The organism is Streptomyces sp. NPDC059524 (assembly GCF_042749255.1).
Taxonomy (GTDB): Bacteria; Actinomycetota; Actinomycetes; order Streptomycetales; family Streptomycetaceae; genus Streptomyces; species Streptomyces xanthii.
Genome location: NZ_JBHYTK010000204.1, coordinates 1 through 11,783, shown reverse-complemented (window position 1 = coordinate 11,783; position 11,783 = coordinate 1). Strand labels below are relative to the sequence as shown.

Sequence of the window (11,783 nt, the reverse complement as noted above, 5' to 3'; positions counted from 1 at the left end):
GTTCCCCGCGCCCCTGAAATGCATGCCCTTCGGGCGCATTTCCCCGAGAAAGGTGCCCGTCGGCTTCTCCTCGGGGAAGGCGCGGGATGCCCTTTGTCGGGGGAAGGCGCGGCGAAGCCGCTGCCTTCCAGGGGCGCGGGGAACTGCGCGACCAGCCACGACGAGACCCGCGGCCCGCGACGAGAGCGCACCCGGCAGACGGGGACGGGTCACCAGTCCCGAGCGGAGCGACCCCGCTTCGTCTCGGCCCGAGCCTTCTTCTCCCGGAGCCGGCGCTCGTTGATCCCGCGCGGAATCTTCGTGGGCCGGCGCGGCTTCGGCGGCGGCGCGGTCGCCTCGGCCAGCACGGCGGCCAGCCGGACCGCGGCCGCCTCCCTGTTCCGCCACTGGGAGCGGTGCTCGGAGGCCCGGACGGAGAGGACCCCGCCCACCAGCCGGGAGGCGAGCCGCTCCAGGGCCCGCTCCTTCCAGACCGGCGGCAGCGCCTTCGTGGCGGCCAGGTCGAACTTCAGCTCCACCTGCGAGTCGCTGGTGTTCACATGCTGTCCGCCCGGCCCGGACGACCTGGAGAAACGCCAGACGAGCTCGGCCTCCGGAAGGACGACCGAGCCGCGGATGGGATAGGGACCGGACATGCGTCCATGGTCGCGTGCGCGTACGGGTGCCGTCACCCGGTTTTCCCCGGTAAAGAAAGTAAAGAGACCTGGAACCCTCGGGTACCCCGGTTGCGTTCATAGGGGTACGAGTAGCTTCGGTTACGTACGCACGCGCACACGCGCAACTTAACGAGGGAAGGACTCCCACAATGGCAGTAAGCCTGTCCAAGGGTGGCAACGTCTCGCTCACCAAGGAGGCTCCGGGCCTGACCGCCGTCACCGTGGGCCTCGGCTGGGACGTCCGCACCACCACCGGCACCGACTTCGACCTCGACGCCTCGGCGATCGCGGTGAACACGCAGGGCAAGGTCTACTCGGACGGCCACTTCGTCTTCTTCAACAACAAGCAGACGCCGGACCAGTCCATCGTCCACACCGGTGACAACCGCACGGGTGAGGGCGCCGGCGACGACGAGGCCATCGCGGTGAACCTGGCGGCGCTGCCCGCCGACGTCGACAAGATCGTGTTCCCGGTCTCCATCTACGACGCGGAGTCCCGCTCGCAGAACTTCGGCCAGGTGCGCAACGCGTACATCCGCATCCTGAACCAGGCCGGTGGCGCCGAGATCGCGCGCTACGACCTCTCCGAGGACGCGGCCACGGAGACCGCCATGGTCTTCGGCGAGCTGTACCGCAACGGGGCGGAGTGGAAGTTCCGCGCCGTCGGCCAGGGCTACGCCTCGGGCCTCGTCGGCATCGCCCAGGACTTCGGCGTCAACGTCTGATCCGTCCGCCCCGACGCACCCGGCTCCGCCGGGCTCGGAGCATCACCGGGCCCCCGGCACGCTTACGTGTGCCGGGGGCCCGGCGCGTGTGCGGCCGGCCCCGAAGGACGGTCACAGCCCCGTACGGTCGCGGCGCAGCGGACCCGAGGCGAGCCCCGCGACCGCCGTGCAGGCGAGGAGCAGGGCGCACCCGGTGAGGGCGAGGCCGGCGCCCGCGAGGTCGGCGAACGCGCCGAGCACGCTGTTCATGAGCAGCAGGGCCAGGCTCTGGACGAGGACGAGCACGGCCTGCACGCGGGAGAGATGGCTCTCCGGCGCCGTCGCGAGGACGAGCGGCGCGATGTGCGCGGCGAAGATCCCGCTGCCCGCGCCGACGACGAGCCCCGCGACGACGGCGGCCGGCGCCCCGGGCGCGAGCGCGAGGCCCAGTACACCGGCGGCGGCCGGCAGCAGCGCCGCGGCCGACAGCAGTCCGGGCGGCCCGATCGGCCCCCGCTTCACGACGACCAGGGTGCTCGCCACCATGCCGACGCCCTGCGCCCCGATCACGAGCCCGGCGGCGGCCGCGCCCCAGCCCCGTTCCCGTACGAGGAGCGGGACGAGCAGGGCCATGACCGGCAGCAGGAAGCCCGCGGCGGCGCCCGTGAGGCAGAGCCCGGGCCGCAGCACGGGGTGCGCGAACGCGAGCCGCACCCCCTCCCCCGCCTCCCTGAGGATCCCGTCCCGCGCGTCGTTCCCGGTCGCCGCCGGATCCCGTGGCCGTACGACGGTGAGGACGAGCAGCGCGCACGCGAAGGTGGCGGCGTCGACGAGTGCCGCGCCCACGAGTCCGGCGAACCCGACCAGGACGCCGCCGAGCGGTCCGCCGCCCATCGCGATCAGCTGCCCGCCCGCCTGCCGCAGCGACAGGGCGCGCGGCAACTGCGCGTCGTCGGCGACGAGTCGGCGCGGCATGGATCCGGAGGCCGGCAGGTAGAAGGCGTCGACGGTGCCGAGGGCGATGCCGGTCGCGACGAGCAGCCAGGGCGGGGTCCCGAGCCGGTACGCGACGGCGGCCAGGAGCAGCGTGGCGGCGAGCATCGCCGCGTCGCCCGCGATCAGCACCCGGCGCGCGCTCACCCGGTCGCCGACGGCGCCGCCGACCAGGAGGAGCAGCACGCGGGGCAGGGTGATGGCGCTCAGCGCCAGGCCGGCGACGGTGCCGCCGTGCGCGGCGGCGGCCCAGCCGAGGGCGAAGGAGAAGACGGCGTTGCCGAGGAGCGAGACGAGGATGCCGCCGAGCCAGAGGAGGTAGGCCCGGGGCAGGGCGGCCGGGGCCCGCGTCCGCGCGCCCGGGCCGGTGGTCTCAGTCCTCAAGGCGGACGGGCATGAGGAGCGAGAAGGTGCTCTCGTCGTCGGGGCGGCGGATCGTGACCGGCGCGGTGGGGGCGGCGAGTTCGAGCACGAGCCGGTCGCGGCCTCCGGCGGCCAGCGCGTCCAGGAGGTAGGCCCGGTTGACGGCGACGCACTCCGCGTCGTTCTCCCCGTCCGCGCACAGGGTCACGGTGCCGTCGTCCGCGACGCGGAGCACGCTGAGCTCGTGCTCCCCGGCCTCGTCGGACCGTACGGGGCCTTCCTCCAGGGCCCTGCGGAAGGCGGCGACGTCGACGAGGGCGCGGCGCCCGCCGCCGGGCGGGAGGAGGCGCCGGTAGTCGGGGAAGTCGTGCTCGACGGCCCGTCCGGCCGTCTGCCGGTCCCCCGCCTCCAGCGAGACACGGCCGTCCTCGACGGCGAGCCGCACCGGCGCGTCCGCGTCGCCGGCGGACAGGGCGCGCATCGCGTCGGCGAGCGCGGCGGGCACGACGACCTGGGTCCGGCCGCCTTCGTGCCCGGTGACGGCCGCCCGGGCGACGGCCATTCGGTACCGGTCGGTGGCGACGGCGTGCAGCCCGTCGCCCTCGATGTCGAACAGCACGCCGCCCAGCACGGGCAGTTCACGGTCGGCGCTCACGGCGAACCGGACGGCGTCGACGGCCTGCGCCAACTCCCTCGCGGCCAGGGTCACTCGGGTGCGTGCGGTGCCGGTGGTCGTCGTGTCCACGGGGTTCTCCCTCGATGCGAGCAGTGATCGGAGTGCGGAGAACTCCTCGCGGGCCCGGGACAGCCCCTGTTCGAGCCGGCGCAGGTGCGCGTCGAGCAGGTGCCGTACGAGATCGGAGTCGGCGCCCGACCAGCCGGCCGTGACCAGCCGGATGTCGGCGAGCGGCATCCCGGCCCGGCGCAGCCTGGTGAGCAGCCGGGCCTCGTCGAGCTGCCCGTCCGTGTACCAGCGGTACCCGCTCACCGGGTCCACCCAGGCCGGGACGAGCACGCCCGCGCGGTCGTAGAACCGCAGGGCGCTCACCCCGAGCCCGCTCTCCCGGGCCACCTCGCCGATGCTGCGCATGTCGCTCTCCACACCCGGGACTCTGGGCCCTGCACAAGGTCGAGGGTCAACCCTGGTCCGGCCTGTCTCACCCGCCCTTCTTAACCCGTCAGCGCCAGCCGCACCGCGAGACCCGCGATGAGCACGGTCGACGCGCACGCCGTCACCAGCCGGCCGCGGGGGCCGGTGAGGCCGCGGCCGAGGAGGGCGCCGCCACCGGCGAGCAGAAGTTGCCAGCTGGCGGAGGCGGTGAACGCGGCGATCGCGAACAGGGCGCGCTGCCCGCTCCCGGTGACGGTGTCCGTGTCGCCCAGGACGAGGGCGGTGAAGTAGACGACCGTCATGGGGTTGAGGAGCGTGATGCCGAGGAGGCCGAGGTAGGCGCGGCCGGGCGCTAGGCCCGTGGGCCCGTCCCGGCCGGGGTCGCCGCGCCGCCGCAGCGCCGTCACCGCGGTGTGCGCGGCGAGGGCGAGCAGGACGAGGACGGAGCCCCAGCGCAGCGGGGTGCGGATGCCTTCGACGAGCGGGGTGAGGGCCGCGCCCCCGCCGACCGCCGCGATGGCGTAGAGCCCGTCGGCGGTGGCGACGCCGAGGGCCGCGCAGGCGCCCGTACGCAGATCGGTGCGGGCGGTCAGCGACACGAGGTAGGCCGACACGGCGCCGACCGGTACGGCGATCCCGTACCCGGCGAGCAGCCCCGCGACCAGTGCCCCGCTCACGCGACGGGCGGGATCGGCCTCCGCCCCGGGCGCGTCCGCTGCTGTCGCCGCGCCGGGGTGGCGGGGGCGGTCAGCGGGCGCGGGGTGTACGTGGAAGTGGTCACGCGGGCATGGTGCGCGCCGGGCGGGCCGGTCCGCAACGGATTTGCCGGCCGGGGTGACCGTCACCCCCGGGACATCCCGGCCCGTCTACCCTCGACCCGTGCTGATCGAATCGCTCGACCCCGGCCCCGAACACGCCCTGCCCGGTGAGCTGCTCACCGAGATCACGGAGCTGTACGCGTCGAACAGGGAGTTCTTCGCGCTCAGCGGGGACTTCCCCGACCCGGACGCGATCACGACGGAACAGGTGGCGGCGGCCCTCGCCGACGATCTGTCGCAGCCCGGCGCGGAGGCGTTCCTGGCCCGCTCCGGCGGCCGGGTCGTGGCGCTGGCCCTGACGATGGCCCACCATCCCGACCCGGCCGATCCCGACCCCTGGCTGGGCCTGCTCCTGGTCGACTCCCGCGCGCACCGCTCGGGCCACGGCCGCGCCGCGGCCCGGGCGGTCGAGGACCACTTCCGGGCGCGGGGCCGCGCGGCCCTGCGGCTGGCCGTCCTGGAGAACAACCCGAAGGCCCAGGCCTTCTGGACCGCCCTCGGCTACGCGGAGATCGACCGCCGCAAGGACCGTGACCTGGGCCGGGACTGCCGGGTCATGCGCAAGGAACTCTGAGCCCGATCCCTGGGCCCGCGCTCAGACCAGCGAGCCGGTCACCGGCTTGTGGGTGTGGGACTCGATGTCACGGGCGGCGTTGTCGCTCAGCTTGCCGGTGAGATCCGACAGGGCCCGGGCCGCCGCGAGCTCGTCGCCGATCACGGGGTCGTTCTGGTCCGCGGGATTGCAGCGGGCGACACCGTGCCCCGTCATCCGCTGCCCGCCCTTGCCGATCAGGGTGGCGTCGGCGGTGACCTTGCTACCCTCTTCGGTGATCTCGATCTGGGCGTTCCACGTGGTCTTGGTCGTCATGACGGACCTCCTGTGCTCGAAGCGCACACCACGGCTCACTCTCCACGTTCCCACCACCGCGAACGCCCCGCATCCCGACCCCGGGGTCCCCGTTCCTCAAAGAGCTCGCTCCAGCAGGGGCAGCAGGCGGTCCCAGTGCTGTTTCAGGCCCGGCTCGCTGAAGGCGTCCGTGTCGCTCATCGTGAAGCCGTGTTCCGTGTCCGGGTAGATCTCGGACGTGTGGTCCAGGTTCGCCTCGGTGAGGGCCGCGTTGAGGTCGGTCAGGGCGGCCGGTGTCAGGTCGCTCGCGGCGTGGCCGAAGTGGATCGGGGCGGTGATCGCGGCCAGCGGGGCCGTGCCGTCGGCGGCGACCGGGGCGTGGAACGCGGCCAGGGCGGCCACCCGTTGCGGGTACGCCACCGCGGTGCGGACGGCGAGCAGGCCGCCGAAGCAGTAGCCGGTGACCCCGACCGGGCCCGCGCTCACCTGGGGTCGATCCGCGAGGAAGCGGAGATACGCCTCGGCGTCGGCCCGTACGCGCTCCGCGTCGAGCGCCTCGATCAGGGGCATCACCTGGCCCATGATCTGCGGTCGCTCCGCCGCGCCGATGTGGTCGGGGAGGTCGATCACGGGGGTGGGGCCATGCCGGTAGAAGACGTTGGGGACCAGGACGTAGTAGCCGTGACCCGCCAACTCCTGGGCCATTTCGCGCAGTACGGGCCGAATGCCCAGTCCGTCCGGGTACATCAGGATCCCGGGGTACGGGCCGCCCCCGGCGGGGAACGCGGCGAACGCGTCGGCCGTGCCGTCGGGGGTGGGGACGCTCAGGGTCCCGGTCTCGATGGTGTCGGCGGTTTCGGTGGTTTCAGTGGTTTCAGTGGTGTCTGCGATGTTGTCCGCGTTCTCGTTGTACCTGGGTGTCCCGGTCGTCATGGCGCCCGAGCGTAGTCGATCATCAAGGCGCCGCCCCAGCGGATTTCGACCCCAACTTCCGTGCCCCGCACGACTGTTCCTGCGCGCGCGTGCCGTCGATTACCGGACATTGAGCCAGTCCAATCGGACATGAACTGGCAAAATCTTGATGGCGTTCTGTCAAACGCGAGTCGACTGGTGTCACTCTCTCTCCGCTACCCCCCACGCACCCTTCCCCACCGGGTACTTGAAGGAGTTCGAGTGACTCACCGCTCCACCGCTCCCCGCGTCGCCGCCCTCGTCGCCTCTGCCGCGATGGTCGTCATCGGTGTTCAGGCCGGCACCACGGCCAACGCCGCCGACCGTGCGGCGGGCGCCACCGCGCTCACCCTCAGCGCGTCCCAGCGGGCCACCGCCCTGAAGGACGCTCAGGCCGACGCAAGCTCCACCGCACGTGACCTGAAGCTCGCGGCCGGCGAGAAGCTCGTCGCCCGTGACGTCGTCAAGGACGCGAACGGCACCACGCACACCCGTTACGAGCGCACCTACGACGGTCTGCCCGTCCTGGGCGGCGACCTCGTCGTCCACACGGCGAAGAACGGTGACCTGAAGGGCTCCACCAAGGCCCGCAAGGGCTCGATAGCCGTGGCGTCGACCGACGCCGGCCTGAGCACGAAGTCGGCCAAGAAGGCCGCCGTCGCCGCCGACAGCTCCATCAAGGGCGCCGCCGCGGACTCCACCCGCAAGGTGATCTGGGCCGGCAACCCGGCCAAGGCCCCCGTCCTCGCGTACGAGAGCGTCGTCACGGGCAAGCAGAAGGACGGCACGCCGAGCGAGCTGCACGTCGTCACCGACGCGACCAGCGGCAAGAAGCTCTTCTCGTACCAGGCCATCGAGACCGGCACGGGCGTCAGCGAGTACAGCGGCACCGTCACCCTCGGCACCACGGCCGCCTCCGGCGGCTACGACCTGCTCGACGGCGGGCGCGGCGGCCACAAGACGTACGACCTCAACGGTGGTACGACCGGCACCGGCACCCTCTTCCACGACGCGGACGACAACTGGGGCGACGGTACCTCCGCCAACCGCCAGACCGCCGCCGTCGACGCCGCCTACGGCGCCGCCGAGACCTGGGACTTCTACAAGACGGCGTTCAACCGCAACGGCATCGCCGGTGACGGCAAGGCCGCGTACTCCCGCGTCCACTACGGCAACGCGTACGTCAACGCCTTCTGGTCCGACAGCTGCTTCTGCATGACCTACGGCGACGGCACCAACAACACGAACCCGCTGACCTCGCTGGACGTGGCCGGCCACGAGATGAGCCACGGCCTCACCGCCGCCACGGCGAAGCTCAACTACAGCCGCGAGTCGGGCGGTCTGAACGAGGCCACCTCGGACATCCTCGGCACCGGCGTGGAGTTCTACTCCAACACCGCCGCCGACCCGGGCGACTACCTCATCGGCGAGAAGATCGACATCCGCGGCAACGGCACCCCGCTGCGCTACATGGACAAGCCCAGCAAGGACGGCTCCAGCGCCGACTACTGGAACAAGCGGGTCGGCAGCCTCGACGTGCACTACTCGTCGGGCGTCGCCAACCACTTCTTCTACCTGCTGAGCGAGGGATCCGGCGCGAAGACCGTCAACGGCGTGTCCTACAACTCGCCCACCTACGACGGCTCCACGCTCGCCGGCATCGGCCGGGACAAGGCCCTGCAGATCTGGTACAAGGCCCTGTCGACGTACATGACGTCCACGACCAACTACGCGGGCGCCCGCACGGCCACCCTCCAGGCGGCCTCCGACCTGTACGGCGCGAGCAGCCCCGAGCGGGCCGCGGTCGCCGCGACCTGGGCCGCCGTGAACGTCAACTAAGCACCGAGCACCGCGCGTTGTTCTGCGGTCACGGGCTCTGCGGCTTCCCGGAGCCGTAGAGCCAGTCCTCCCAGACCCCGGCAAGGGCCTTCTCCTTGCCGGGGTTGCGCCGTTCCACGTACCGCGTGAAGTCGGCCGTGTCCGCGTTGCCGTACCGGTGGTCGGCGGGCCAGGACTTGAGGAGGGCGAAGAAGGCGCGGTCCCCGATCACACCGCGGACCCGGTGCAGGACCATCGCGCCCCGGTCGTAGACGGGCGGGTCCGATATGTGCGCCGCGTCCGGCGGGTGCGCGGGCGGGAAGGCCCAGATGGGGTCCGAGGCGGGGGTGGACCAGCGGGCGTCGAAGGTCTCCTGGACGGTGGCGCCGCCGTCGTGCTCCTCCCACAGCCACTCCCCGTACGTGGCGAAGCCCTCGTTGAGCCACATGTCGCGCCAGGTCTTCGGGGTGACGCTGTCCCCGTACCACTGGTGGGCGAGCTCGTGGACGAGGGTGCCGACGCTGGGCGTGCCGGGGAAGACGGGGCGGTTCTGGGTCTCCAGGGCGTAGCCCGAGTCGCCGTCCCGGTCGATGATCGCGCCGGTGGAACCGAAGGGGTAGCGGCCGAACGTCCTCGTCTCCCAGTCCACTATCTCCGGGAGCCGCGCGAGGACCTTCCCGCTCGCCCCGGCCTGTGTCGGGTCGACGGCCGTGAACACCGGTATCCCGCCCGGGGTGCGGCTCTCCCGCGTGGTGAAGCGGCCGACGGCGAGCGTGGTGACGTAACTGGCCATGGGCTGGGCCACGTGCCAGGACCAGGTGGTGCGACGGCCGTCCGTGGTGTCCTTCCGGCCGCGCAGCTCCCCGTTCGAGATCGCCTGCACGCTCTTCGGGACGGTGACCGTGATGTCGTACGTCGCCTTGTCGGACGGATGGTGGTTGCCCGGGTACCAGGCCATGGACCCGGTGGGCTCGCCGAGCCCGAGGGCGCCGTCGGCGGTGCGCAGCCAGCCCTCCTGGGAGCCGTCCGGGTCGGTGATCGTGACGGGCTCGCCGTCGTAGCGGACGGTGGTGCGGAAGGTGCGGCCCGCGCGCAGCTCGTCGCGCGGCCGGATCGTCAGCTCGGTGCCGGTGCGGCTGACCACGGCCCGCTCGCCGTCGACGGTGGCGCCGCGCACGGTCATGCCGTCGAGGTCGAGGTCGAACGCGCTGAGGTCCTTGGCGGCCCGCGCGGTGAGGACGGCCGTCCCGGTCAGCCGGTGGGAGGCCGGGTCGTAGGCGAGGTCGAGGGCGTAGTGCGTGACGTCGTAGCCGCCGTTGCCGAGCCGCGGGAAGTAGGGGTCGCGCAGTCCGGAACCGCCGGGCTCGCCCTGTACCCCGCCGCAGCCGGCCGCCGCGGCCAGCGCCAGGAGGATCACGGGGAGGCGGGGGGTGCGCACCCCGTGATCCTATGGCGCGGGCGAGGGAACCGCCCGGTCAGAGGACCGCGATGCCCAGGGGGCGGGCGCCGGCGGCCAGTCGGTGGGTGTCGCCGCTGTCGAGGTCGACGACGGTGATGCCGTTCCAGTAGCCGTCACGGGTGAAGCCGCCGGTGACGTACGCGGTCTTCCCGTCCTTCGACACCGCGACGTCCTCGTGCGGGCCCTTCAGCGGGATCACCTTCTCCTCGCCGTCCTTGCTGCGGACGGTCAGCGACGGGCCCTCGTCCTGCGCGGGGTCGATCGGCCCGGTGCCGACGGCGAGGAGCGTGCCGTCGGGGGTGATCGTGACGCCGTGCTGGTGCGTGTTGGCCGTCATCTTCTCGATGACCGACTTCCCGGTCTTCGGGTCGAGCACGACGAGGCGCTCGCCCTCGAACGGGAACAGCAGCTTGCCGTCGGCCCGCACGGCCGCGTAGTGCGGCTTCAGCCAGGAGCCGAGCCCGCCCTCGGTGCCGTAGGGGGCGACCTCGATGCGGCGCGTGTCGTGGGTGCGGGCGTCGACGACGGTGACGTCGAACGAGTCGTGGTCCGTCGCGTACACCTCGCGGCCGTCGCGGGACACGTCCACGTCGAACGGGCGCCGGCCGACGTCGGTGGTCTCGGTGACCTTCCGGGTCTTCGTGTCGATGGTCTCCACCGTGCCGTTGCCGCCGGGCACGTTCACGCCGACGTAGACGTGCTCGCCGTCGGGCGCGATCGCGATGCCCATGCCGCCGCCGCGGTACTCGCCGCCGGTGACGGGCCCGAGGTCGTCGGTCTCGTACGCGATGAGGTCCAGGCGCTCGCGCCGGTCGGTGTCGACGACGGCGACGCCCTCGGCGGTGGCGACCCAGGCGCGGCCGTCCTCACCGACGACGAGCCCGTACGGGTGTGCGCCGACCTTCACCGAGTCGACGGGCCCCTTCTCGGGGTCGACGAACGTGACGGTGTCGGCGCCGAAGTCGGCGACCAGGAGCGTCCCGCCGGGTGTCCTGCCGCTCGGCTCGGGACCGGGGCTGCGCACGGGGGACGAGGAGGCGGACGCCGGGGCGTCGGCCGCCTCCGACGCGCCGTCCGCTCCGTCGGCGGCCGTCGAGCAGCCGGCGAGCAGGGCGGCGGAGGCCAGCGCGAGGGCCGCCGTACGGGACAGGCGGGCGCGGCGGGTCAGGGCGCGGTGAGTCAGGGTGCGGCGCGTCATCGTACGGCCCTCAGCAGGCCCGCGATCTCGGTGAAGCCGCGGCGTTCGGCGTGCTCCAGCGCGGTGACGCCGTCGGCGTCGGCCAGGCCGGGCGCGGCGCCGGCGGTGATGAGGAGCTCGACGATCTCCTGGTGGGCGCGGCCGCCGTCGCCGAGGATGACGGCTTCGAGGAGCGCGGTCCAGCCGAGCCGGTTGACGTGGTCGACGTCGATGTCGGTCTCGCGCAGCAGGGCGCGGACGTAGTCGACGTGGCCGCGTTCGGCGGCGGGGATCAGGGAGCTGCCGCCGAAGCGGTTGGTGAGCTTGAGGTCCGGGCGGGCCGGGAGCAGCGCGCGCATCATGGCGACGCTGCCGGTGACGCCGGTGACCAGCCAGGGGCTGTCCTCGCGGTCGTCCTTGGCGTCCGCGTCGGCGCCCGCCGCGACGAGCGCCTGCGCGGCCTCGACCCGGTCGTTCAGCGCGGCGAGCAGCAGCGGCGTGCGCTGGTGGGCGTCGCGGATCTCGGTCGGGGCGCCGTCGGCGAGGGCGGCCCGCACGGCGTCGGCGTCACCGAGGGCGGCGGCGTCGAGCAGGGCACGGTGCTGAGGGTTCATGGCGGCTCTCCGGGTGGCGGTCGATCGGGTCCTGGACATCCCGGCCGCGGTCACCGTGGCGAGGTGGATCCGGGACGCGTGCAGCCGGGTGACGGCGACCTTGACGGCCAGGGGCAGGGACACAGCGACGATCCTTTCTCGGTGGTGCGGGACACGTGACGTGGGGGACCCGTCCGGTCAGCTGAACGGTCCGTCTGCGAACCGCCCGGCCCGGGACAGGCGGGGCGGGGCGGTCGGCGGACGGCTCCGGCGGCGCCAGGACTGGGGTGTGC

Annotated in this window: 12 protein-coding genes; 3 read left to right on the top strand and 9 right to left on the bottom strand. The window is 73.1% G+C overall.

Annotated elements, in window-relative coordinates; translation table 11 throughout:
- Positions 1-209: 209 nt before the first annotated feature.
- Positions 210-635, bottom strand: coding sequence for an alternative ribosome rescue aminoacyl-tRNA hydrolase ArfB (gene arfB, locus ACFW9D_RS35060; RefSeq protein ID WP_384628928.1), 426 nt, complete (start codon positions 633-635; stop codon positions 210-212).
- A 170-nt stretch (positions 636-805) separates the two neighbouring features.
- Between arfB and ACFW9D_RS35055 the strand changes: the two genes are divergently transcribed.
- On the top strand, positions 806-1,381 hold the full coding sequence (locus tag ACFW9D_RS35055) for a TerD family protein (protein WP_188337666.1): 576 nt from the start codon (positions 806-808) through the stop codon (positions 1,379-1,381).
- A 111-nt stretch (positions 1,382-1,492) separates the two neighbouring features.
- On the opposite strand, the gene ACFW9D_RS35050 is transcribed toward ACFW9D_RS35055, so the two are convergent.
- The 3 genes from ACFW9D_RS35050 to ACFW9D_RS35040 all read right to left on the bottom strand — a co-directional run bounded on the left by ACFW9D_RS35050 (position 1,493) and on the right by ACFW9D_RS35040 (position 4,504).
- A complete protein-coding gene (locus ACFW9D_RS35050) occupies positions 1,493-2,737 on the bottom strand; it encodes an MFS transporter (RefSeq protein WP_384628925.1) in 1,245 nt (414 codons plus the stop codon).
- The gene (locus ACFW9D_RS35045) at positions 2,727-3,806 is read right to left on the bottom strand and encodes a MerR family transcriptional regulator (RefSeq protein ID WP_384628923.1); all 1,080 of its coding nucleotides are present in this window, start codon (positions 3,804-3,806) and stop codon (positions 2,727-2,729) included. The genes ACFW9D_RS35050 and ACFW9D_RS35045 overlap by 11 nt, the downstream gene beginning before the upstream one ends.
- 80 nt (positions 3,807-3,886) lie before the next feature.
- Complete coding sequence (locus tag ACFW9D_RS35040; RefSeq protein ID WP_384628920.1) at positions 3,887-4,504, bottom strand: LysE/ArgO family amino acid transporter; 618 nt, start codon at positions 4,502-4,504, stop codon at positions 3,887-3,889.
- 202 nt (positions 4,505-4,706) lie between these two features.
- Here ACFW9D_RS35040 and ACFW9D_RS35035 point away from each other — a divergent pair, with 202 nt between their 5' ends.
- Positions 4,707-5,219 (top strand): GNAT family N-acetyltransferase, encoded by a 513-nt coding sequence (locus ACFW9D_RS35035; protein WP_384628917.1) that lies wholly within the window; start codon positions 4,707-4,709, stop codon positions 5,217-5,219.
- Between the two features lie 21 nt (positions 5,220-5,240).
- Here ACFW9D_RS35035 and ACFW9D_RS35030 read toward each other — a convergent pair whose 3' ends face one another.
- Both ACFW9D_RS35030 and ACFW9D_RS35025 read right to left on the bottom strand, forming a co-directional pair.
- Positions 5,241-5,513, bottom strand: a complete 273-nt coding sequence (locus ACFW9D_RS35030; RefSeq protein ID WP_188337671.1) for a DUF1876 domain-containing protein — start codon at positions 5,511-5,513, stop codon at positions 5,241-5,243.
- Positions 5,514-5,609: 96 nt separating this feature from the next.
- On the bottom strand, positions 5,610-6,335 hold the full coding sequence (locus ACFW9D_RS35025; protein ID WP_384628934.1) for a dienelactone hydrolase family protein: 726 nt from the start codon (positions 6,333-6,335) through the stop codon (positions 5,610-5,612).
- A 384-nt stretch (positions 6,336-6,719) separates the two neighbouring features.
- On the opposite strand from ACFW9D_RS35025, the gene ACFW9D_RS35020 reads away from it, so the two are divergent.
- On the top strand, positions 6,720-8,282 hold the full coding sequence (locus ACFW9D_RS35020; protein WP_223206409.1) for a M4 family metallopeptidase: 1,563 nt from the start codon (positions 6,720-6,722) through the stop codon (positions 8,280-8,282).
- Positions 8,283-8,310: 28 nt separating this feature from the next.
- Here the strand turns inward: ACFW9D_RS35020 and ACFW9D_RS35015 are convergent, their stop codons facing one another.
- Genes ACFW9D_RS35015 through ACFW9D_RS35005 form a run of 3 tightly spaced genes read right to left on the bottom strand, consistent with a single transcriptional unit; the run spans position 8,311 to position 11,511 of the window.
- On the bottom strand, positions 8,311-9,699 hold the full coding sequence (locus tag ACFW9D_RS35015) for a M1 family metallopeptidase (RefSeq protein ID WP_384628913.1): 1,389 nt from the start codon (positions 9,697-9,699) through the stop codon (positions 8,311-8,313).
- A gap of 37 nt (positions 9,700-9,736) precedes the next feature.
- Positions 9,737-10,918, bottom strand: coding sequence for a YncE family protein (locus tag ACFW9D_RS35010; RefSeq protein ID WP_384628910.1), 1,182 nt, complete (start codon positions 10,916-10,918; stop codon positions 9,737-9,739).
- Positions 10,915-11,511 (bottom strand): ankyrin repeat domain-containing protein, encoded by a 597-nt coding sequence (locus tag ACFW9D_RS35005; RefSeq protein WP_384628931.1) that lies wholly within the window; start codon positions 11,509-11,511, stop codon positions 10,915-10,917. Before ACFW9D_RS35005 ends, ACFW9D_RS35010 begins: the two co-directional genes overlap by 4 nt.
- Positions 11,512-11,783 lie beyond the last annotated feature (272 nt).